Below are 22,429 nucleotides of genomic sequence, written 5' to 3'. Positions count from 1 at the left end.
CCATTCGAGAGTTCGACGAGCAGATGATTTTTCGGTAACTACCATTTAGGAGACATGAATCATGACGACATCAGCGAGCGCGGAGATCGACAACAAGGTGGCCGCTTCCGCGAGCGTTCGGGCTTGCATTGCGGACGGCAAGGAATTGCCGATCCTCGACGTCGGGCCCTATCTGGCGGGCGTGCCTGGCGCGCTCGAGCAACTGGGGGCGGACGTGAAGTGCATCCAGGAGAACCTGGGCTTCTTCGCGATCGTCAACCACGGCATTCCGCAGTCCCTGATCGACGAGTCATTCCGTCAGACCGCGAAGCTCTTCGATATTTCGATGGAGGAGAAACTCAGGCACCGGGTCGGATTCCACCACCAGGGCTATCTGCCGCCCAAGTCCTCGATCCTGAAATCGACCGCCATCGCGGAGAAGATCGCGGTCAACACCAAGAAGGACACCAATGCCGCCTGGCTGTTCATGAGGAACCGCACCGCCGAGGACCCGAAGGTGCTTGCCAATGTCCGGCACCGCGGGCTGAACCAATGGCCCGAGAGTCTTCCCGAGTTCAAGAAGACGCTGTTCGACTACCAGACCTCGATGGAGAAGCTCTCGCTCAAGCTGCTGCCGATCTATGCGCGTGCGCTGGGCCTTCCGGCCGACTACTTCGACAGCATGTTCAAGGCGCCGGAGTATTACCAGCGCTGCGCCTACTACCATCCTGAAGAGAAGCTGGAAGAAGGCCAATATGCGCTGGCTCCGCATTCCGACGGCAGCTTCCTGACGCTGCTGCCGATGACGCCGGTGCCCGGGCTGCAGGTGATGACGCCGTCGAAGGAATGGCTCAAGGTCAGCTACGTCAAGGACGCCCTGATCGTGAACACGGGGCAGGTCCTCAATCGCCTGTCCAACGACCGGTTCATCGCCACGCCGCACCGGGTCGTCAATCCGCCGACCAAGCGCTATGCGCTGACCTTCTTCTTCTACCCCGATGACGACGCCAACGTCGGGCCGATCCCGGCGTGCGTGAAGCCGGGCGAGAAGGCGAAGTACGACTCGCGTTCCTTCTACGACTTCTTCGTTCCCTACCTGGACGATCTCTACCACTACAACGATCCCAAGTTCATGAGCGAGGTCGAGCCAGCAGCGGCTGGCTTGAAGTGAAGGAGCATCGCGTGAGCAAGTTGTTGATCGACGGGCAATGGGTCGATGCGGTCGATGGCGAAACCATCGACGTCATCGATCCGTGCAGCGGACAGGCGTTCGCGCAGATCGCACGAGGCCGGTCCGCGGATGTCGACCTGGCGGTCGCGGCAGCGCGCCGCGCGCTGGAAGGCCCTTGGGGGCGCCTGACGGCGACGGAGCGCGGCCGCATCATGCAGCGCCTCGGGCAGATCATCCTGGACCATGCCGAGGAACTGGCCGAGGTGGAGGCCCGCGATACCGGCAAGCCCATGTCCGTGGCCCGCGCGGATGCCAAGGCGGTGGCGCGCTATTTCGAGTTCTATGGCGGCGCGGCCGACAAGATCCACGGCCAGACCATTCCCTACCTGAATGGCTACAACGTGAGCGTGGTTCGCATTCCGCACGGCGTCACGGCCCACATCATCCCGTGGAACTATCCCGCGCAGATGATGGGGCGCACGCTCGCTCCCGCGCTGGCCATGGGGAACGCGGCGGTGGTCAAGCCCTCCGAGGACGCCTGCCTGAGCGCCCTGAAGCTCGCCGAGTTCGCGATGCAGGCGGGGCTGCCGCCCGGGGCCCTGAACATCGTGACCGGCTATGGCGCCGAGGCCGGCGCAGCGCTGACCTCGCATCCGGGCATCAACTTCGCGACGTTCACCGGCTCGCCGGAGGTCGGTGTCCAGGTGCAGCAATCCACGGCGCGCCACCATGTCCCGTGCGTTCTCGAGCTCGGGGGCAAATCGCCGCAGATCGTTTTCGACGATGCGGACCTGGCCAAGGCCGCACCCATCATCGTCCGGGCCATCGTCCAGAATGCCGGCCAGACCTGCTCGGCCGGCAGCCGCCTGCTCGTCCAGGCAAGCATCTACGACCGGTTCGTCGCGACGATCGCGGCCAGCTTCCAGGCGCTGAAGGTCGGGACGCCGGAGATGGATCTGGATTGCGGTCCGATGATCAACGCCAGGCAACACGACAAGGTGAGCTCGTTCATCGCCGAGGCGGTCGCCATGGGGGTGCCGAAGCTGGCCGAAGGCAGCCTGGCGCCAGGCGTTCCAGGCGAGGGCTACTTCGTCAAGCCCGTGCTCTTCGGACCCGTCCCTCGCGGGCACCGCCTGGCTTGCCAGGAGGTGTTCGGCCCGGTGCTGTCGGTCATGCCGTTCACGGACGAAGAAGATGCGGTGCAGTTGGCCAACGCCACCGATTACGGTCTCGTCGCCGGCATCTGGACGGAGAACGGAAGCCGTCAGGCGCGGCTGGCGCAGCGCATCGCCAGCGGCCAGGTCTTCATCAACTGCTACGGCGCGGGCGGTGGGGTCGAGCTGCCGTTCGGAGGCGTCAAGAAAAGCGGCTATGGCCGCGAGAAAGGGCTCCTTGCCCTGGAAGAGATGAGCACCACCAAGACCATTGTCCAGCACTACGAATAAGGAAATCCACCATGTCCAGATTGAACAAAAAGATCGCGATCGTCACCGGCGCAGGCAGCGGCTTCGGCGCCGCGATCGCGCGGGCCTATGCCAAGGAGAACGCCAGCGTCGTCCTTGCCGACATCAACCTGGAGGCCGCCCGGGGGATCGCCGCGGGATTGGGCGACCACGTGAGCGCCGTGGCTTGCGACGTCAGCCGCTTCGACCAGGTGCAAGCCATGGTTCGCCATTGCGTGGAGCGCTTCGGTGTTCCCGATATCGTGGTCAACAACGCGGGCACCACGCACCGCAACCAGTCGATGCTGGATGTCGACGAAGAAACCTTCGATCGGGTGTTCGCCGTCAACGTCAAGTCGATCTATCACATGACGCGCGCGGTGGTCCCGCTGATGAAGGAAAAGAAGGACGGCGTGATCATCAACGTGGGATCGGTCGGCGGTATCCGCCCGCGCCCCGGCCTGACCTGGTACAACAGCTCGAAGGGCGCGGTGAAGGTCATGACGAAGTCGATGGCCGTCGAACTGGCGCCCGATGGCATTCGCGTCAATCTCATTTCCCCGGTCATGGCGCCCACGGGCCTTCTTCAGGATTTCATGGGCGTGGCGGACACCGCCGAGAACCGGGCTCGCTTCGTCTCGACGATTCCGCTCGGAAGGATGTGCGACCCGGCCGACGTGGCGAACGTGGCGCTGTTCCTGGCCACTGAGGAGGCTCGCTTCCTGACCGGCGTCGAGATGCCGGTGGACGGCGGGCGCTCCATCTGAGGGTCGGCTTTCGCGAATAGCGCCACTCGACAGTCAAGCGGGCAGGCTGTCGAGTTCCGCGCCGCGATGAGCTTTGGGCAGATATAGGTGACCGGAACGCTCGGCCTCCTGGCTGTTGCGTATCATCGGACGCGCCGAGCAACAGCCCATTCATGAAAATCATCCCCGAAGCCGCATGGCTTGAGGCTTCGCCATGCCCATGCTCATCATGATGACCGCCGCCGGAGAGACCCGGCAGGTCCAGCTCCATCCTCACAACAACAGGGTAGGGCGCGGCACCGGCAACGAGGTGATCGTCGACTCTGCACAGGCGAGCCGCGACCACGCGGTCATCGACGTCGAGCAGGCGTTCGTCACGATCACGGATCTCGGCAGCCGAAACGGGACGTTCGTGAACGACGTCCGGATCGAGAGCCAGGTTCTGGCGCACGGTGACGCGATCCGCCTCGGCAGCTACGAGATGCGGTTCGTCGCCACCGACCAGGAGTTCACGCAGATCGAGGCCTTGCGCATGCTGACCATGCACGGGCTGCTCGTGAACCTGGAGCGGGAACGGTCCCCTTCGGACGCACCGACCGTGCCGGACGCGCCTCGCAGCGAGCGCGGCAAGCTTTGAATGCCGCCGCCGGCGGCGACATCACGCCGGTGAAATGAGTTGAATCGAGCGCGCTCGACCGCCTGGCTTGCGATCCGGCGCGGTCGCAAATATGTGACGAAGCCGTTACCATCGCCTGCCCTTCAGCCTTCGTTCCACGAAGCCTGAAGGTGCACTGGCGGCCGAGGCTTGAAACCGGGCCATCCAACAAGAACAGAAAGGCCGTCCGTGTCGCTGCGACTTTCTCGCGCTGTCGTCGCTTCCTTGCTATGCCCGCTCCTGCTTGCGGCCTGCGGGGGCGGCTCCTCGGACGGAGGGGCGGCCCTGGTCGCCGGGAAACCCCTGTCCTTGCCCCCGGCCATTGCCGAGATCATGGCCAAGCCGCGCTACACCGACGCGAAATCGAAGTGGAGCCTGGTCGTGATGGATGCAAGGACCGGCGAGCTGGTCTACGCGCTGGACCCTGACCGCCTCTCGTTCACGGGCTCGGTGCGCAAGCTGTTCTCCGTGGGGATGGCGCTCGACACGATCGGCGCCGACCATCGCTTCGAGACGCCGGTGTATCGAACCGGACCCGTGGGGGGAGGTGTTCTGGCGGGCGATCTCGTGCTGGTGGCGTCCGGCGATCTCACCTTCGGCGGCCGCGCCAAGGCGGACGGCACCCTGGCCTACACGGACTTCGACCACAACGAGGCGCACGCCTTTCGCGGCTCGGGACTGACACCGGAAGACCCGCTGGCCGGCATCAACGAACTCGCACGCCAGGTGCGGGCCGCCGGCATCCAGCGCGTGGACGGCGACGTGGTGGTCGACGACCGCCTGTTCGACAGTTTCCGCGTGCCGAACGGCAACGTGCTGATCTCCCCCATGAGCCTCAACGAGAACCTCATCGACGTCACGCTCGCAGCCGGCGCACGGGCAGGGGATCCCGCGCTGCTTGACTGGCGGCCCAGGACCCGCGGCTTCTCGATGGCCGGCAGCCCCGTCACCGGGAGCGCCGGGTCGGCGGCCGACATCGAAGTCTCCGCGGCGACGCTCGACAGCTTCAGCCTCGGCTGCCTCGGAAGCCCGGGCTGCACCGGCACGATCTCGAGCGCGAGCGGCCTGGCGCCGGCCACCATTCCGCTGGGCTATCAGGCGCCGCTCGTCGGCGGTTCCACCTATGTCGGAATCCTGCGGGTCGAGGACCCGCCTTCCTTCGCGCGCATCGCCTTCATCGACGCCCTGGCGCGCGCCGGCGTGACGGTGGCCGCGCCCGCCGTGGCCGTCAACCCGGCCAGCAGATTGCCACCATCCCGCTTCTATGCGGCGGAGTCGCGCGTGGCCAATTTCGTGTCTCCGGCCTATTCGGAGTACGCCAGGCTGATCCTCAAGGTCAGTCTCAATACGGGCGCGAACATGAGCCTGATGCAGGTCGGGCTGTCGCAGGGGCAGCGAACAGTGGCGACCGCTCTGGCCGCGGAGCGCAAGCTGCTCACCGGCGCCATCGGCCTGGACCCGGCCGGCTTCGACTTCCCGACCAACGGCAGCGGAACCCCGGACAGCCGTGCGTCGGCCCGCACCACGGCCAGGCTGATCAGCGCCATGCGCATGCGCGCCGGCTACCCGGCGTATCGCAGCGCGCTGCCCCTGCTGGGAATCGACGGATCGCTCGCGAGCATCGGCAAGGCGGTCGCCGGCAAGGAACACATCGCCGTGAAGAGCGGGGCCACCATCGAGGACGGCAAGATCGTGGCCATCAGCATGGCGGGCTACATCGACGCCAAGAGCGGCCGCACGCTGTCCTTCGCGCTGTTCGTCAATGACGCGGGCCCGCTCACCGCGATCGCCGATTCGCTCGAGGTGTTCGAAGACGAAGCGCAGATCGCCGGCGTCATCTACAACCAGAACTGAAAGCGTGAATCCATGAAACACCTGAGCTGGCTGTGCGCCTTGGCCGTCGTCGTGCTCGTCGCCTGCGGAGGCGGCGGGTCGTCGTCGCCGTTCTCCGCGCTGCTTGGCTCGCTGGTCAATGCGCAGTCGACTTCCGGCGCGCCGGCGACCCAGGTCACGCCCGTCACGATGCGCATCGCGAATGCGCCCGTGCCGGTGAAGGGCTCCGACGGACTCTTCCACGTGGTGTACGAGCTCGAACTGACGAACTTCACCGGCGACAACGTGGCCATCCAGGGACTGGACGTCCTCGACGCAAGCAACGGCGGCGTCGTGGCAACGCTCGCGGCCGCGGACATCGCGCGACGTCTGGTGGTGCGCGACAAGGCCGCGGTGAAGGGCAGCCTCGGCCCTTCGCAAGTCGGCCTGGTCTACATGCATGTGAGCTTCAACGGCCAGGCGGCGATACCGGCGACGCTGGCCCACCGGATCTCGGCGTCGATCGACCAGACGCCGATCGTCGAGACGGCCGGGCGCATCCAGCTGGCAGCGCCGACCGCCCTGGTGCTCGGCGCCCCGCTGCGCGGTGCGAGGTACATCGCCGGCGACGGCTGCTGCGACTCGGTGCGCCATGTGCGAGCGACGCTTCCGCTCAACGGCCAGCTCGTTACGGCCCAGCGATTCGCCATCGACTGGGAGCAACTCGACGAGCAGGGCCGCATCTATGTCGGCGACCCCAAACTGCCGGCCAGCTACATCATCTATGGCAAGCCGATCTACGCCGTCGCGGACGGACGCGTGGTCACGGCGCTGGACGGCCTGCCCGACACGCCGCCGGGCGCGTTGCCGCCTTCGATTCCGATCGAGCAGGCCGACGGCAACCATGTCGTGATGGACCTGGGCGGCGGCAGCTTCGCCCTGTTCGCGCACATGAAGCCGGGGTCGGTGCGGGTGCGCGCGGGGGAGTCGGTGCGTGCGGGGCAATTGCTCGGAGAGGTCGGAAGCTCCGGCAACTCGTCGGAGCCGCACCTGCATTTCCATGTCGTCGACGGTCCCAACCCGCTGGCTTCGAACGGGCTTCCCTACCTGCTGCAGGGCTTCAGCGCAGCCCAGCGGGGCGTCTCCACGGCGGCCTTCGATCAGGCCATCATCGACGGCAAGCCGATCCCGGTCGAAGCGGTGCCGCTGCCGGGTGCACGCCAGAACGTGTTGCCGCTCGATCTGTGGATCGTCGATTTTTCTTCCTAGCCACTCGCACAGCCCATGAAATTGTCTCGAGTCCATGTCCGCACCGTGGGCGTCGTCCTGGCGCTGTCCATGCTGGGCAGCTGCGGCGGTGGCGGCGGCAGCGGCATCGCGTCGCCGCTCGCCACGTCTGCGCAACCCGTGCCCGACGAGATCACGCGGATCTTCCAGAAGCCGGCCTACCGCCATGCACTCTGGGCCTTGCGCGTGGTCGACGCCGACAGCGGCCGCGTCATCCACGACTACAACTCGGGGCGGCCCATCCTGATCGGTTCGGTGCGCAAGCTCTTTTCGGTCGCCCTCGCACTCGAAACGCTGGGGCCCGGCCACGTGTTTCGCACGCCGGTCTACAGCCGCGGCAGCGTCGACGCCGCCGGCGTGCTCCACGGCGACCTGATCATGGTCGCGAGCGGCGACCTCGCGATGGGCGGGCGCACCAACCCGGACGGCAGCTTCGCCATCAGCAACCAGGACCACAACGAGGCGAATGCGCTGGGCAACGCGACACTCACCGCGCCGAATCCGCTCGCCGGCTTCGACCAGCTCGCGGCGCAGGTCGCGGCCTCGGGGATCCAGCAGGTCACGGGCGAGGTGATCATCGACGACCGCCTGTTCGAGCACTTCAACTTCCGGGACGAATTCAAGGTCAGCCCGATGTTCGTCAATGACGACGTGGTCGACGTCATCGTCGACAAACAGGCCGGGCTCGACTGGCGGCCGAAGTCGGCCGCGTTCGGCGTCCGGTCCAGCCTGGCGGTCGGTGCCGCGGGCAGCGCGCTCGACCTCCACCTCGACCCGGAACTGCCGCTGTGCATCGGGGCCGCGTCATGCACCGGCCGTGTGGCCGGCACGCTGCCGGCCGACTTCGTCCCGCCGCTCACGGGCAGTTTTCCGCTGATCCGCACCTTCCGCATCACGCAGCCGTCGAACTACGCGCGCACCGTGTTCATCGAAGCCCTGTCGCGCGCGGGCGTCGGCGTCGCCGCCGCCGCCGTCGCGCCGAATCCCGTGCAGGCGCTGCCGGCGCGCGATGCCTACGCCGGCGCGCGCCGCGTCGCGGAACTGGTTTCCCATCCCTACAAGGACTTCGCCAGGCACATCCTGARGGTCAGCTACAACCTCGGCGCCGACATGAGCCTGATGCTGTTCGGCCTGGCCCGGGGCGTCACCACGCTCGCCGCGTCGCAGGCGGCCGAATCGGCCACTCTGGCAACGCAGTTCGGCATCCCGGCCGACGCCCTGCATTTCATCGACGGCAGCGGCGGCGGCTACACCACGGCCACCAACGAGGCCGTCACCACCTTGCTGGCACGCATGCGGCAGCGGCCCAGTTTCCCGGAGTTCCTCGACGCCAACCCGCGGCTGGGCATCGACGGCTCGCTGTCGTTCGTGACCGACTTCGAGAACGATCCCACGCTCGCCGGCGCCAAGGGCCAGGTGCATGCCAAGACAGGCACCTTCGTCGACGGCTCTGCGCAAGGGCCCGTCCTCAAGGCGCAATCGCTCGCCGGCTACATCGACACGAAGAGTGGACGGCGCCTCGCTTTCACGCTGGCCGTCAACGACGTCGGCGTGATCTCGGGCGTCGACGAGATCCTGCCGGTCTTCCAGGATGTCGGGATCATTTCCGCGTTGCTCTGGAAGCTCCACTGACGGCTGCCCGCCGGCCCCTCACAATGCGCTTGCCTTTTTGAACCAGCGCGTCCACAGTGTTTTGAATATCCCGTGGCCTTGAGCCGGACCAGGCCCACCCGATCGAAGGCCGGCAAGGAGACAAGCATGGAGATCGATGCAACCGAGGCCGGGCGCAGAGTCGAGCGCCTGGACGAGGTGGTTCAACTGATCCGCACGAAGGTCGCGGGCGATCCTGCGGAACTGCTCGCCGCCTTCGCCCGGCAGTATTTCGGCCAGGTCGACCCGGAAGACCTGGATGAACGCCAGGTGGCGGACCTCTATGGCGCCGCACTGTCGCATTGGAACTTTGCACGCAAGCGCGAGCCGGGGCGGGCACGGCTTCGCGTGATCAACCCGACGATTGCGGAGCACGGCTGGCAGTCGACCCACACCCTGATCGAGATCGTCAACGACGACATGCCGTTTCTCGTCGACTCGGTGACGATGGAAGTCAACCGCCATGGACTCACGCTGCACCTGATCATCCATCCCCTGGTGGCCGTGAGGCGCGATGGAGACGGCATCCTTCAGGGCCTGGCGGCGGATCCTTCAGCGCCCGACGCCTGCCGCGAGTCCTTCATCCACGTCGAGGTGGATCGCGTGGCGGACGCGAGCCGCCTCGAGGCGCTGGCGGCCGACCTGGCGCGCGTGCTCGGCGACGTTCGGCTGGCGGTGACGGACTGGCAGCAGATGCAGCAGCGCGTGCTGGCGATCGCGCAAGGCCTCGAAGAACGCGCGCCGCCGATCCCGCCGCAGGAACTCGGCGAGGGATTGGCCTTCCTGCGTTGGCTGGCCGACGATCACTTCACCTTCCTGGGCCACCGCAGCCACGAGCTGGAGACCGTCGAAGGCGAGGACGCGCTCCGGATCGTGCCGGAATCGAGCATGGGCATCCTGCGCGAGGCCGCCAAGGACGTCGCGGCCGCCTTCGCCGCGCTGCCGCCCGAGGTGCGCGCCTACGCGCGGCGGCCGGAACTGCTGGTGGTCACCAAGTCGACCTCTCGCTCCACCGTGCACCGGCCGGGCTACCTGGACTACATCGGCATCAAGCGTTTCGACGCCGAGGGTCGCGTGTGCGGCGAGGACCGCTTCCTCGGCCTTTTCACCTCCACGGCCTACAGCGCCAACCCGAGCGAGATTCCGCTGCTGCGCCGGAAGGTGGCCGACGTGGTCGGGCGCGCCGGGCTGGCGAGCGGTAGCCACTCCGGCAAGGCGCTCGCCAACATCCTCGAGACCTATCCGCGCGACGAGCTGTTCCAGACCAACGCCGACGAGCTGCTGCACACGGCCATGGGCATCCTCCACCTGGGCGAACGCCAGCGCTTTCGCCTGTTCGTGCGGCGCGACCCGTTCGAGCGTTTCCTCGCGTGCATGATCTACGCGCCGCGCGAGAACTACACGACCGAGCTGCGCCAGAAGTGGCAATCGATCCTCATGCAGGCCTTCAACGGCACCTCTTCGGAGTTCAACGTGCACCTCTCGGAGTCGGTGCTGGCACGCATCCAGTTCGTCGTGCGCACCAAGCCCGGCAGCATCCCGCCCTTCGATGTGCGCGAACTCGAGCAGCGACTGACCGCCGCGGCCCGGCGCTGGGACGACGACTTGAAGTCCGCACTGACCGAGGCGACCGGTGAAGCACGCGGCAGCGTTCTCCTGCGTCGGTTCGGCGGCGCATTTCCGGCCGGCTACCGCGACGAGTTCGCGGCGCGGGCCGCGGTGCACGACATCGAGCTGATGGAGCGCTTGACCGATGCGCAACCGCTCGGCATGAACCTCTACCGGCCGCTGGAGGCACCGCCCGGCACCTTGCGCTTCAAGGTGCTGCAGCGCGGCGGGCCGCTGGTCCTGTCGGCCAGCCTTCCGATGCTCGAACATCTGGGCATGAAGGTGCTCGACGAGCATCCGCACCGGCTGGCGCCGGAGGGCGGGGCGCCGATCTGGATCCACGACTTCGGATTGCAGAGCGTGCTCGGCGCCGCCGACGCCGACGCCGAGGTCGACGCGTTGCGGCCGGTGTTCGAGGAGGCCTTCGGTGCCGTGTCTTCCGGTGCGGTCGAGAACGACGACTTCAACCGCCTGGTGCTCGCAGCGCGCCTGCCGGCGCACGAGATCGTCGTGTTGCGCGCCTACGCGAAGTACATGCGGCAGATCGGCTTCGCGCTGTCGCAGTCGTTCATCGAGAGCACGCTTGCGGCGAACGGGCGAATTGCACGCGCGCTGGTCGAGCTCTTCAAGCTGCGCTTCGATCCCGCGCGGGTGGCCGGCGGCGAAGGCCCTGCGGGCGAGAAGGTGCGCGAGATCGAAACCGCGCTCGAGGACGTGGCCAATCTGTCGGAAGACCGGGTGCTGCGGCAATACCTCGCGCTGATCCTGGCCACCACGCGGACCAACTTCTGGCGCCGCGACGCGGCGGACCGGCGGCGCGGCTTCCTGTCGTTCAAGTTCGATTCGGCCAAGGTGCCGGACCTGCCGGCGCCGAAGCCGATGTTCGAGATCTTCGTCTATTCGACGCGCTTCGAAGGCGTGCATCTGCGCGGCGGCCGCGTGGCGCGCGGCGGGCTGCGCTGGTCCGATCGGCCGGAAGACTTCCGCACCGAGGTGCTGGGCCTCGTGAAGGCGCAGATGGTCAAGAACACCGTGATCGTGCCGGTCGGCTCCAAGGGCGGCTTCGTGCTCAAGCAGGCCCCCGCGCCGAGCGATCGCGACGCCTACCTGCGCGAAGGCGTGGCCTGTTACCAGGACTATTTGCGCGGCCTGCTCGACATCACGGACAACCGCGTCGCCGGGACGATCGAGCCGCCACAGAATGTCAGGCGCCATGACGACGACGACCCGTACCTGGTGGTCGCCGCCGACAAGGGCACCGCCACGTTCAGCGACTACGCCAACGGCATCAGCAAGGAATACGGCTTCTGGCTCGGCGACGCCTTCGCCTCCGGCGGCTCGGTGGGCTACGACCACAAGGCCATGGGGATCACCGCGCGCGGCGCCTGGGAATCGGTGAAGCGGCACTTCCGCGAGATGGGCATCGATACGCAGACGACCGAGTTCACGGTCGCCGGCATCGGCGACATGTCGGGCGACGTGTTCGGCAACGGCATGCTGCTGTCGGCGCACATCCGGCTCGTGGCGGCCTTCGACCACCGCCACATCTTTCTCGACCCGAATCCCGACGTGGCCAGGAGCTTCGCCGAACGCGAGCGCCTGTTCAAGCTGCCGCGTTCGTCGTGGGCCGACTACGATGCGGCGCTGATCTCCGAGGGCGGCGGGATCCATGCGCGCAGCGCCAAGTCGATCCCGCTCACGCCCCAGGTGAAGCAGGTGCTGGGTCTCACGGCCGATGCGCTCGCACCGACCGAGCTGGTCAACGCCATCCTCAAGGCCCCGGTCGACCTGATCTACAACGGCGGCATCGGCACCTACGTGAAGGCGGCGAGCGAGAGCCACGCGCAGGTGGGCGACCGCGCCAACGACGCCTTGCGCGTGAACGGCAGGGAGCTGCGCTGCAAGGTGCTCGCGGAAGGCGGCAACCTCGGCTGCACGCAACTGGGGCGGATCGAGTTCGCGCTGGCGGGCGGCCGCATCAACACCGACGCGATCGACAACTCGGCCGGGGTGGACACCTCCGATCACGAGGTCAACATCAAGATCCTGGTCGGCCTGCCCATCGCCGAAGGCGAGCTCACCGAGAAGCAGCGCAACGCGCTGTTGCCGGAGATGACCGACGACGTGGCCGCGCTGGTGCTGCGCGACAACATCTTCCAGACGCAGGTGCTGTCCGTCACCGGGCGCATCGCGCCGCAGTTGCTCGATGCGCAAACCCGCTTCATGCAGTTCCTCGAGAAAGCCGGGCGCCTGAACCGCGCCATCGAGTACCTGCCGTCCGACGAAGAGCTGGCCGAGCGGCGCGCCCAGGGCCAGGGACTGACCAGTCCCGAGCGCGCCGTCGTGCTCGCCTACAGCAAGATCTGGCTCTACGACGACCTGCTGGCCTCGCCGCTGCCGGACGACGCCTGGGTCGCGACTGCGCTCGAGCGCTACTTCCCGACCCTGCTGAAAGACCGGTTCTCGGCCTACATGCCCAAGCATCCGCTGCGGCGCGAGATCATCGCCACCCACGTGACCAACAGCATGATCAACCGCGTGGGCAGCACCTTCGTGCATCGCCTGGTCGAGACCACCGGCGCCCGCGCGTTCGAGGTCGTGCGCGCCTACCTGATGAGCCGCGAGATCTTCGGCATGGTGCCGCTGTGGCTGTCCATCGAGGCGCTCGACAACCGCGTCGACGACGCGGTGCAGTCGAACCTGCTCATCGACACCAGCCGGCAACTGGAACGCGGCACCAAGTGGTTCCTGCGCTCACGGCGCCTGAAGGAAGACATGGCGGCGACCATCGAGCACTTCATGCCGAATGTCGACGCGCTGTCGGCGCGGCTGACCGAACTGCTGGATGCCGATGAGCGCGCCCGCGTCGATGCGGCGGTCGCTCACTACGTGGCCGGCGGCGTGCCGCGCGAACTGGCCGAGCGCGTCGTCACCTTCGATTCGCTGTACGCCACACTCGACATCGCCGAAATCGCCGGCAGTGCCAGGTGGCCGGTCGCCCTGGTCGCGGCGATCTACTTCGACCTTGCCAACCGGCTCGGCATGCCCTGGCTGCGCGATCGGATCGCCGCATTGCCGGCCGACCAGCATTGGCAGATGCTCGCCAAGGGCGCGATGCTCGACGACCTGTCGGGCCTGCAAGGCTCGATCACCGCCGCGGTGCTTGCGGGGGGCGGCGAGGGCGAATCGCCGGCCGCGCGGGTCGAGTCGTGGCAGGCCGAGAATGGCCGGGCGCTCGAGCGTGCCGCGAAACTGATGGGGGAACTGCGCGCCGTGGCCGTGCCCGACGCGGCGATGCTGTCGGTTGCGCTGCGGGAATTGCGGGCCCTGGGTTAGCCGGCCGCAGTTGTCTCCCGTCTACGTTGGGGGCGGGGTTGTTCCCGCGAGGCAGCGCAACCGTGCCCCGGTGGTGGCAGGATCCTGACTGGTGCGGTCACCCGAGTTGACCGCGCGGCTGCTTCGAATCTGATGGAGGCCCATCATGGCGAGACTGGTCATGCGTACGCGCAGCAAACCCTATCCGGTGACTTTCGGCGACGAGACGAAGTACATCTGCGGCTGCGGCCTGTCGGCGACGCAGCCCTTCTGCGACGGCACGCACAAGAAGACGCGCGACGAGCCCGAGGGGACGCTGTGCTGGTACGACGCCGACGTGGGCCGCAACGAACTCGCGGATGCGTTCCCCAACATCCGCACGCCGAGCGAATAGATCGATCGCATCGATGGCCCTGTTCACCGCGCGCCGTGCAAGATTGACACCAGCTTCGTGCGCGATGACAGCCTGGCCATGTCGCCCGAGCGGCCGATGTCGCGCTTTTCCTCGCTGACGATCGAAGTCCGGGTGACGCGCGCAGGCCAGGCGGCGCCGCAACCCGGCGACCTGACAGGTTCCGTCACCGAGGTGGCGCCAGGTCAGGAGGGCGTTGCGCTATCTAGACCAGATGCCCGCTCGCCAGCGCTGCGGCGGCAGAGCGCGTCTCCACGCCGAGCTTCTCGAAGATGTGTTCGAGGTGCTTGTTCACGGTACGGGGACTGGTGCCGAGGATCTCACCGATGTCGCGGTTGGTCTTCCCCTTGGCCAGCCATGACAGCACCTCGGTCTCTCGCGGCGTCAGTGCGGCCTCGGTCAGGCGCGACGGCGCAGAGGGTCCCTCGCGATGCAGCGCCATCAGCAGCATGGTCTCGCCCAGGGCCGCAGCGCCGAGGTTGCGAATCGACAGCTGCCGGCCGTCCGCGAGGCCCACGACCATCGTGCCGCCATCGGTCGGTACCGCTTCAAGCGCCGGCGGCAGGTGGCCAGGCTCAGCCGGCTCGCCGATCGCGCGCAGCCACGCCTCGGCCTGCGGCGAGCGCCAGGCGAGGCGCCCATGCGCATCGACGAAGATCACGCCCATGCCGGCCACGTCGACCGCATCGCGCGCCATGCGGCTGATGCGCGCATTGCGTGCATGGGTGTGCAGCCGCGCCAGGACTTCCTGAGCCCGGATCGGCTTCACCACGTAGTCGACGCCGCCACTGGCAAAGCCCTCGACCACGTCCTGCGTCTCGGACAGGCCGGTCATGAACAGCACCGGAATGTGCGCGAGCGCCGGGTCGGCCTTGATGCGTCGACAGGTCTCGAAGCCCGACAGACCAGGCATCATTCCGTCCAGCAGGATCGCGTCCGGCACCACGAATTCGAGCCGTTGCAGCGCCGATTCACCGTCGGCGGCGACGAGCACCGTGTAGCCGCTGGCTTCCAGCGTGTCGCACAACATGCCGAGGCTGCTCGGCGCGTCGTCGACGACCAGCACCACCGGCCGTTCGGACTCAAGGGATGGAGACATCGTTCTCCTCTGAAAGTGCGTGCTTGAAGTTGTCGAGCTCGAAGCGCGCCAGCATGCCGCGCAGATGGCTGCAGGTGGCGGCCAGGTCGGGGCGCCTTGCCGCGATGCGGTCGAGCGCCTGCTGTAGACCGCGCACGTGGCCCATCTGCACCAGGCGCATGAGTTCGAGCCGGTCGTCCTCCGGCAGGGCGAGCAGTTCGAGCGGTCCGGACTGCGCGGCCCGGGCACGGCTCGGCGCCTGGCCCTGCTGCAGCCATTCGAGGCCCAGGTGGCGCTCGAGCGTGGTGATCAGCTCCGACTCGATCACCGGCTTGCCGATGAAGGCCTGGCATTCAGTGAGGCGCAGCCGCTCGGCCTGGTTCTCGAAGACATTGGCCGAGACGATGATGATCGGCAGCGCGAAGCCGGCCGAGCGCACCCGCAGTGCCGTCTCCCAGCCGTCCATGTCGTCCATGCTGAGATCGAGCAGGATGGCCGAGGGCACATGCTCGCGCAGGCTGTCGAGGCACTCGGTGCCGCTGGCCGCCTCGCGCACGTCGAAGCCCAGCGGCATCAGCATGCCGGCCAGCATCTGGCGCTGCACGGGTTGGTCGTCGACCACCAGCAGGGTGCGCCGCGGGCCGAAGTAGCCGGAGATCGCGCGCAGCGGCTCGGCCTGCGGGCCCGGGTCGGCGACCTCGTTCAGATAGAGCCGCACGCTGAAGGTGCTTCCCTTGGCGGACGTCTCGGCCAGCCGCAGCTCGCCTCCCATCAACGAAGTGAGCAGGCCGGTGATGGTCAGGCCCAGGCCGGTGCCCGGGTCGCCCCCATGGCGCCGGCCGGCGGCGCCGCGCTCGAAGGGAAGGAAGATGCGCTGGTGGTCCTGCGGCGCGACGCCGATGCCGGTGTCGACGACATCGAAGCGCAGCACCTCGCGCCGCGCATCGACATGCAACGTGACCGTGCCGGCGTCGGTGAAGCGCACGCCGTTGCTCAGCAGGTTGATGAGGATCTGCCGCAGCCGCTTGCCATCGGCCTGCACCCAGGCCGGAACGCGTCCACTCTCCGAGTACACGAAGGCCAGTCCCTTGCTCTCGGCCTGCGGCCGAACCATTCGCACCACCTCGTCAAGGAACTCCGGCAGTGCGAGCGGCATCGGCTCGAGTTGCAGCCGCCCGGCCTCGATGCGCGCCAGGTCAAGGAGGCCGTCGATCAGGCCGAGCATGTGCTCGCCGCTCTTGTGGATGGTCTGCAGCGCCTCGCGCGGCGGCCGCGGCGGTGCTTCGTTCTTCAGCAGGATCTGCGAGTAGCCCATGATGCTGTTGAGCGGCGTGCGCAGTTCGTGCGCCATGCCGGCGACGTAGCGCGTCTTCGCCTGGTTGGCGGCTTCGGCGGCTTCCTTGGCGCTTTGCAGGGCTGCATCGGTGCGGCGATGGGCCTCGATCTCCAGCGTCAGCAGGTGATTGTGGCGATTGGACTCCTCCTGCGCCATCTTGCGGCTCTCGCTGCCCAGCACGATCCACCACGCGGCGACCGCGGTCACCAGCGACAGCAGCGCGAACACCTTGAGGAAGGGCGCCTGCAGGAAGCGGTCCGCCGCATTCGGATCGAGCAGGCCTTCCTGCGCGTAGACGATGCCCATCACCGTGGCGAGCAGCGCCACCAGGGAGGTCGCGATCAGCAGGTAGTGGGCGACGCGGAAGTTGATGCGCAACGCCAGCGCCGGCGGAAGCAGCGCCTTCAGCCAGCCGCTGATCTGCTCCGAGGCCCGGGAGCCGGTCTTGCAGGCATCGTGGCAACGCGATTCCAGCGTGCAGCACAGCGAGCAGATCGGCGCGCTGTAGGCCGGGCAGTGCGCCATGTCCTCCGACTCGAAGGTGTTGTCGCAGACCGCGCAGCGCACCAGTTGCCCCGGCGTCCAGTGGGTCAGGTCCTTGCGCGCCAGATAGTAGCGGCCCTTGGTGCGCCAGGCGAGCAGCGGCGACACCACCATCGCGGTCAGGAGCGCGACAAAGGGCGAGAAGGCTTCGGCCCAGGGTCCGAGCATCCCGGCGTAGGCGACGATCGCGATCGCAGCCGCGACCACCATCGACACCAGCCCGACCGGATTGATGTCGTAGAGATGCGCCCGCTTGAACTCGATCGAGCGCGGACTCCAGCCGAGCGGTTTGTTGATGACCAGGTCGGCCACCAGCGCGCCGACCCAGGCGATCGCGATGTTGCTGTAGAGGCCCAGCACCTTTTCCAGCGCGGTGAAAACCCCCAGCGTCATCAGCAGGATCGCGATCAGCACGTTGAACACCAGCCAGACCACGCGGCCCGGATGGCTGTGTGTGAGGCGGGCGAAGAAGTTCGACCAGGCCAGCGACCCGGCATAGGCATTGGTCAGGTTGATCTTGAGCTGCGAGACGACGACGAACAGCGTCGTGATGGCCAGCACCCAGGCCGGGTCCGAGAAGACGTAGCCGAAACCGGCGAGGTACATGTGGGTGGGCTCGATCGCGTGCTCGGGCCGGATCTCGTGCTGCAACGCCAGGAAAGCCAGGAAGGCACCGCCCATCATCTTCAGCATGCCGGGCACGATCCAGCCCGGCCCGGCAACCAGCACCGCGGTCCACCAGCGGCGGCTGTTGGCCGGCGTCTTCTCCGGCAGGAAGCGCAGGTAGTCCACCTGCTCGCCGATCTGCACCACCAGGGAGAAGGCGACGGTKGCGCCGGCGCCGAACATCAACGGATCGAAGCTGTTGTTTCCGGAGATGCGGCCGACCAGCCCGGTGAAGTCGGAGAAGGCCTGCGGATTGCGCAGCAGCACCGCCGCATACGGCAGCACGAAGAGCATCAGCCAGATCGGCTGCGTCCACAGTTGCAGCGTCGAGATCATCGTGATGCCGCGCATCACCAGCGGGATGATGACGATCGACGACACCAGGTAGCAGGCTGCCAGCGGCCAGTCGAAGTACATCTGCAGCGCCAATGCGAGGATGGCGGCCTCCAGCGCGAAGAAGATGAAGGTGAAGCTGGCGTAGATGAGCGAGGTGAGCGTTGAGCCCAGGTAGCCAAAGCCCGCGCCGCGCGTGAGCAGGTCCATGTCGACGCCGTACTTGGCCGCGTAGTAGCAGATCGGCAGGCCGGTCAGGAACGTGACCAGCCCGACCACCAGGATCGCCCACAACGCATTCGAGAAACCGTAGCTCAGCGCGATGGCGCCGCCGATCGCTTCCAGCGCCAGGAAGGAGGTGGCACCGAAGGCGGTGTTGGCGACCCGGAATTCCGACCACTTGCGAAAGCTGCGCGGCGTATAGCGCAGCGCGTAGTCCTCGAGCGTCTCGTTGGCGACCCAGGTGTTGTAGTCGCGGCGGATGCGAAAGATCTTCTGACCGGTGACGGGCGGCATGTTCCATTCTTTCAGGAAGGGTGTTTGCCGATGTCTCTGCAAGAAGCGCTCCTTGTCCGTTCCGCGGATGAAGGAAACGGCCGCCCAGTCTCGCAGGCCACGCGCCGCGGGCAGCTACGTTGATTGACGTATTCGGTTCGGGGCCCGCGCTTCCTAGAGTCCAGTCCATGGTGAAGCGATGCGCCGCACAGAGATGGTGCATGGCATCACCGATTTGTCTCGTTTTTTCAACCCAGCCTGGAGATTCCGCCATGTCCCGCGACCAAGAACCTTCGCTCGATTCGCCCGAGCGCATCGCAATGCGCCGCCGCCGACTGCTGCAGGGCGCCGCCGCGCTGCCGGCGCTGGGCCTGAGCGGCCTGAGCTTCGGCCAGCCGACCGCCTCGGTGAACACGACCAAGCTCGCGGTGACCGACACCGAGGTGACCGTCGGCCAGTTGCACTCGTCCACCGGCACGATGGCGATCAGCGAGACCGGCTCGATCCAGGCCGAGCAGCTCGCGATCGACCAGATCAACGCGATGGGCGGCATCCTCGGACGCAAGATCAAGGTCATCAAGGAAGACGGCGCCTCCGACTGGCCGACCTTCGCCGAGAAGGCCAAGAAGCTGCTCATCAACGACCATTGCGCGGCGGTCTTCGGCTGCTGGACCTCGGCCTCGCGCAMGGCGGTGCTGCCGGTATTCGAGAAGGAGAACGGCCTGCTGTACTACCCGACCTTCTACGAAGGCCTGGAGCAGTCGCACAACGTGTTCTACACCGGACAGGAAGCCACCCAGCAGATCATCTACAGCCTGGACTGGGCCAAGAACGAGAAGAAGGCCAAGACCTACTTCCTGATCGGGTCCGACTACATCTGGCCGCGCACCTCGATGAAGATCGCGCGCAAGCACATCGAGAACTTCCAGAAGGGCAAGGTCGTCGGCGAGGAGTATTACCCGCTGGGCAGCACCAACTTCGGCTCGCTGATGAACAAGATCAAGCTGCAGAAGCCCGACTGCATCTTCGCCGCGGTGGTAGGCGGCTCCAACGTGGCCTTCTACAAGGCTCTGAAGGCGGCCGGCATCACCGGCGACAAGCAGCTGCTGGTGACGCTGGCGGTGACCGAGGACGAGATGACAGGCGTCGGCGGCGAGAACTTCGCCGGCTTCTATTCGTCGATGAAGTACTTCCAGAGCCTGGACAACGAGAACAACAAGAAGTTCGTCGCCGCCTTCAAGGCCAAGTATGGCAAGGACGCGGTGATCGGCGACGTCACGCAGGCCGGCTACCTGGGCCCGTGGCTGTGGAAGGCAGCGGTCGAGAAGGCCAAGAATTTCGACGTCGACAAGGTGGTCGCGGCGTCGCCCGGCATCGAACTCAAGATGGCGCCCGAGGGCTACGTGAAGCTCGACGAGAACCATCACCTGTGGAGCAAGTCGCGCATCGCCCAGGGCCAGCTCGACGGCAGCTTCAAGGTCGTATCGGAGTCGCCCGAGTTGATCAGGCCGGACCCGTTCCCCAAGGGCTACCAGTAAGCAGGCCAGCAGCAGCGTCGTTCGCCACCGGAGATCGTCCATGAGTTTCACCGACCTGATGAACATCGGCCTGATGCAGGGCTTCGCGGGACTGAGCCTGTTCGCGGTGCTGCTGCTGATGGGCCTGGGCCTGGCGCTCATCTTCGGCCAGATGGGCGTCATCAACATGGCCCATGGCGAGTTCATGACCATCGGCGCCTACACGATCTACCTCGGCTCGACGATCGTGGAGAAGAACGCGCCGACGCTGCTGCCGTACTACTTTCCGGTCGCGGTGCTGCTGGCCTTCTTCTTCGCCTTCGTCGCCGGCTGGCTGGTGGAGTGGGGGCTCATCCGGCACCTCTACAAGCGCCCGCTCGACACGCTGCTCGCGACCTGGGGCGTGAGCCTGGCGATGCAGCAGATGTTCCGCACCTTCATCGGTCCGAAAGAGGTAAGCCCGGTTCTGCCCGAGTGGCTGCTGGGCTCCTGGGCGCCGGCGCCGGGGCTGGACATACCGATCAACGGCATGTTCGTGCTGGTCCTGACCACGGTGGTCACCGTCGGCATGCTGATCGCCCTCAACAAGAGCCGCTGGGGACTGCGAGTGCGCGCCACGGTGGCGAATCGCGTGATGGCGAATGCCACCGGCATCGACACCAAGCGCACCGACCGGCTCACTTTCGCGATCGGCTGCGGCGTGGCCGGCGTGGCCGGCGCTGCCTTCACGACCATCGGCTCGACCGGTCCGACCTCCGGCCAGCTCTACATCGTCGACTCCTTCCTGGTCGTCACCTTCGGCGGCGCGGCCAGCCTGCTCGGCACTGTGGTGTCGGCCTTCGGCATCGCGCAGACGCAGTCGGTGACCGAGTTCTTCATGGCCGGCTCGATGGCCAAGGTGCTCACCCTGTCGCTGATCGTGCTGATCCTGATGATGCGGCCGCAGGGCCTGTTCGCCAGCAAGGTGCGCCGTTGATGCATTTCGCTGAAGAAGCCACGAAACAACCTGCCACGGAGTTTCCAATGATTGCCCTGCAAGCCTGGATCAAGCGCTACCAGCTCGCCAGCGTGCTGCTTCTCACGGTGCTGCTCGCGGTCGTGCTGCCGCTGACGCTCGACATCTTCCGCCTCAACCTGATCGGCAAGTACCTGACCTATGCCTTCGTCGCTGTCGGCCTGGTGATGGTCTGGGGCTACGGCGGCGTGCTGAGCCTGGGGCAGGGCATCTTCTTCGGACTCGGCGGCTATGCGATGGCGATGTTCCTCAAGCTGGAAGCCTCCGATCCGGTCACGACCAAGATCCAGTCGACGCCCGGGATTCCGGACTTCATGGACTGGAACCAGCTGACCGAGCTGCCGTGGCTGTGGGTGCCTTTCAAGTACCTGCCGTTCGCTCTCTTCGCGGTGGTGGCGGTGCCGACGCTGCTGGCCTGGATCATCAGCTTCGCGATGTTCAAGCGCCGCGTGGGCGGCGTCTATTTCGCGATCATCACGCAGGCGGTGGCGCTGATCCTCACGGTGCTGATCATCGGCCAGCAGGGGTACACCGGCGGCGTCAACGGCATGACCGACCTGAAGACGCTGGCTGGCTGGGACACCCGCACCGACAGCGCCAAGTACCTCCTCTATTACATCTGCGTGGCGTTGCTGATCGGCAGCATCTTCCTCTGCCGCTGGATCCAGATCGGCAAGGCCGGGACGCTCCTGCTCGCCATGCGCGACAAGGAAGACCGGGTGCGCTTCTCGGGCTACGACGTGGCCAACTTCAAGGTCTTCGTCTTCTGCCTCGCGGCTGCGCTCTCCGGCATCGGCGGCGCGCTCTTCTCGTTGCAGGTGGGCTTCATGTCGCCGAGCTTCGTGGGCATCGTGCCCTCGGTCGAGATGGTCATCTTCGCGGCGGTCGGGGGACGCATGAGCCTGGTCGGCGCGGTGTACGGCACGCTGCTGGTGAACGCCGGGAAGACCTATTTCTCGGAGAGCTTTCCCGACCTGTGGCTGTTCCTGATGGCCGCGCTCTTCATCGGCGTGACGATGGCCTTTCCGATGGGGTTGGCCGGCGTCTGGGAAGAGCATGTGGTGCCCCGGTGGAAGCGGCACATGGCCGCCCGCAAGAGCCAGGCGCCGGCCGCGACACCCGAGGCGGAGCTCCCCGTCGTCAAGGCGATGCCCCAGGCCGCCGAGGAGCCATCCCTGCCCGATGGCGTGAGCAGCCAGCGCGCCTGACCGGAAAGCACCCATGAGCAACACCGACTTCGCACTCGCGGTCGAGGACTTGACCGTCTCGTTCGACGGCTTCAAGGCGATCGATGCGCTGACGCTGTACATCGACAAGAACGAGCTGCGCGTGATCATCGGCCCGAACGGCGCCGGCAAGACCACGCTGA

Annotated in this window: 14 protein-coding genes and 2 pseudogenes; 14 read left to right on the top strand and 2 right to left on the bottom strand. The window is 66.8% G+C overall.

The window, feature by feature from the left end; all coding sequences use genetic code 11:
- The first annotated feature begins 61 nt into the window (after nucleotides 1-61).
- The 10 genes and pseudogenes from AC1D2K_RS02200 to AC1D2K_RS02155 all read left to right on the top strand — a co-directional run.
- Nucleotides 62-1,150, top strand: a complete 1,089-nt coding sequence (locus AC1D2K_RS02200; RefSeq protein ID WP_478085962.1) for an isopenicillin N synthase family dioxygenase — start codon at nucleotides 62-64, stop codon at nucleotides 1,148-1,150.
- 11 nt (nucleotides 1,151-1,161) lie between these two features.
- Nucleotides 1,162-2,595 (top strand): aldehyde dehydrogenase family protein, encoded by a 1,434-nt coding sequence (locus AC1D2K_RS02195; RefSeq protein WP_478085960.1) that lies wholly within the window; start codon nucleotides 1,162-1,164, stop codon nucleotides 2,593-2,595.
- Nucleotides 2,596-2,606: 11 nt separating this feature from the next.
- Nucleotides 2,607-3,359 carry an SDR family oxidoreductase gene (locus AC1D2K_RS02190; RefSeq protein ID WP_478085958.1) on the top strand — a complete coding sequence of 251 codons (753 nt, stop codon included), beginning with the start codon at nucleotides 2,607-2,609 and terminating at the stop codon, nucleotides 3,357-3,359.
- Between the two features lie 193 nt (nucleotides 3,360-3,552).
- A complete protein-coding gene (locus tag AC1D2K_RS02185; RefSeq protein WP_478085957.1) occupies nucleotides 3,553-3,975 on the top strand; it encodes an FHA domain-containing protein in 423 nt (140 codons plus the stop codon).
- A 327-nt stretch (nucleotides 3,976-4,302) separates the two neighbouring features.
- Nucleotides 4,303-5,847 carry a D-alanyl-D-alanine carboxypeptidase gene (locus AC1D2K_RS02180; protein ID WP_478085956.1) on the top strand — a complete coding sequence of 515 codons (1,545 nt, stop codon included), beginning with the start codon at nucleotides 4,303-4,305 and terminating at the stop codon, nucleotides 5,845-5,847.
- 12 nt (nucleotides 5,848-5,859) lie between these two features.
- Nucleotides 5,860-7,074 (top strand): M23 family metallopeptidase, encoded by a 1,215-nt coding sequence (locus AC1D2K_RS02175; protein ID WP_478085954.1) that lies wholly within the window; start codon nucleotides 5,860-5,862, stop codon nucleotides 7,072-7,074.
- A gap of 15 nt (nucleotides 7,075-7,089) precedes the next feature.
- Nucleotides 7,090-8,724, top strand: coding sequence for a D-alanyl-D-alanine carboxypeptidase/D-alanyl-D-alanine-endopeptidase (locus AC1D2K_RS02170; RefSeq protein WP_478085952.1), 1,635 nt, complete (start codon nucleotides 7,090-7,092; stop codon nucleotides 8,722-8,724).
- A 126-nt stretch (nucleotides 8,725-8,850) separates the two neighbouring features.
- Nucleotides 8,851-13,686: an NAD-glutamate dehydrogenase gene (locus AC1D2K_RS02165; RefSeq protein ID WP_478085950.1), complete on the top strand. Its 4,836-nt coding sequence runs from the start codon at nucleotides 8,851-8,853 to the stop codon at nucleotides 13,684-13,686.
- A gap of 145 nt (nucleotides 13,687-13,831) precedes the next feature.
- Complete coding sequence (locus AC1D2K_RS02160) at nucleotides 13,832-14,059, top strand: CDGSH iron-sulfur domain-containing protein (RefSeq protein WP_478085948.1); 228 nt, start codon at nucleotides 13,832-13,834, stop codon at nucleotides 14,057-14,059.
- A 57-nt stretch (nucleotides 14,060-14,116) separates the two neighbouring features.
- A pseudogene (locus tag AC1D2K_RS02155) lies at nucleotides 14,117-14,257 on the top strand (c-type cytochrome biogenesis protein CcmI/CycH); the annotation flags it as partial.
- Nucleotides 14,258-14,282: 25 nt separating this feature from the next.
- On the opposite strand, the gene AC1D2K_RS02150 reads toward AC1D2K_RS02155, so the two are convergent.
- Nucleotides 14,283-15,176, bottom strand: a complete 894-nt coding sequence (locus tag AC1D2K_RS02150; RefSeq protein WP_478085946.1) for a response regulator — start codon at nucleotides 15,174-15,176, stop codon at nucleotides 14,283-14,285.
- Nucleotides 15,160-18,549: a hybrid sensor histidine kinase/response regulator gene (locus tag AC1D2K_RS02145; protein ID WP_478085944.1), complete on the bottom strand. Its 3,390-nt coding sequence runs from the start codon at nucleotides 18,547-18,549 to the stop codon at nucleotides 15,160-15,162. The genes AC1D2K_RS02150 and AC1D2K_RS02145 overlap by 17 nt, the downstream gene beginning before the upstream one ends.
- A gap of 251 nt (nucleotides 18,550-18,800) precedes the next feature.
- Between AC1D2K_RS02145 and urtA the strand changes: the two genes are divergently transcribed.
- From urtA to AC1D2K_RS02125, 4 genes and pseudogenes are all read left to right on the top strand, one after another.
- Nucleotides 18,801-20,066 carry an urea ABC transporter substrate-binding protein gene (urtA, locus tag AC1D2K_RS02140; protein WP_478085942.1) on the top strand — a complete coding sequence of 422 codons (1,266 nt, stop codon included), beginning with the start codon at nucleotides 18,801-18,803 and terminating at the stop codon, nucleotides 20,064-20,066.
- 40 nt (nucleotides 20,067-20,106) lie between these two features.
- Nucleotides 20,107-21,021, top strand: a complete 915-nt coding sequence (gene urtB, locus AC1D2K_RS02135) for an urea ABC transporter permease subunit UrtB (RefSeq protein ID WP_478085940.1) — start codon at nucleotides 20,107-20,109, stop codon at nucleotides 21,019-21,021.
- 47 nt (nucleotides 21,022-21,068) lie between these two features.
- Nucleotides 21,069-22,268: an urea ABC transporter permease subunit UrtC gene (urtC, locus tag AC1D2K_RS02130; protein ID WP_478085938.1), complete on the top strand. Its 1,200-nt coding sequence runs from the start codon at nucleotides 21,069-21,071 to the stop codon at nucleotides 22,266-22,268.
- Between the two features lie 13 nt (nucleotides 22,269-22,281).
- Nucleotides 22,282-22,429: pseudogene (locus AC1D2K_RS02125) on the top strand (ABC transporter ATP-binding protein); the annotation flags it as partial.

Source organism: Variovorax sp. P1_H12_2 (assembly GCF_056405335.1).
The sequence above is the reverse complement of the archived record's forward strand: the minus strand, read 5'-3'. Positions and strand labels throughout refer to the sequence as shown.

What these genes read in the sequence shown, in the direction of transcription:
- AC1D2K_RS02185 (WP_478085957.1), top strand. Translation starts at nt 3,553, where the DNA reads ATGCCCATGCTCATCATGATGACCGCCGCCGGAGAGACCCGGCAGGTC.
- AC1D2K_RS02150 (WP_478085946.1), bottom strand. Translation starts at nt 15,176, where the DNA reads ATGTCTCCATCCCTTGAGTCCGAACGGCCGGTGGTGCTGGTCGTCGAC.
- AC1D2K_RS02160 (WP_478085948.1), top strand. Translation starts at nt 13,832, where the DNA reads ATGGCGAGACTGGTCATGCGTACGCGCAGCAAACCCTATCCGGTGACT.
- AC1D2K_RS02200 (WP_478085962.1), top strand. Translation starts at nt 62, where the DNA reads ATGACGACATCAGCGAGCGCGGAGATCGACAACAAGGTGGCCGCTTCC.
- urtB (WP_478085940.1), top strand. Translation starts at nt 20,107, where the DNA reads ATGAGTTTCACCGACCTGATGAACATCGGCCTGATGCAGGGCTTCGCG.
- urtC (WP_478085938.1), top strand. Translation starts at nt 21,069, where the DNA reads ATGATTGCCCTGCAAGCCTGGATCAAGCGCTACCAGCTCGCCAGCGTG.
- AC1D2K_RS02190 (WP_478085958.1), top strand. Translation starts at nt 2,607, where the DNA reads ATGTCCAGATTGAACAAAAAGATCGCGATCGTCACCGGCGCAGGCAGC.
- AC1D2K_RS02175 (WP_478085954.1), top strand. Translation starts at nt 5,860, where the DNA reads ATGAAACACCTGAGCTGGCTGTGCGCCTTGGCCGTCGTCGTGCTCGTC.
- AC1D2K_RS02165 (WP_478085950.1), top strand. Translation starts at nt 8,851, where the DNA reads ATGGAGATCGATGCAACCGAGGCCGGGCGCAGAGTCGAGCGCCTGGAC.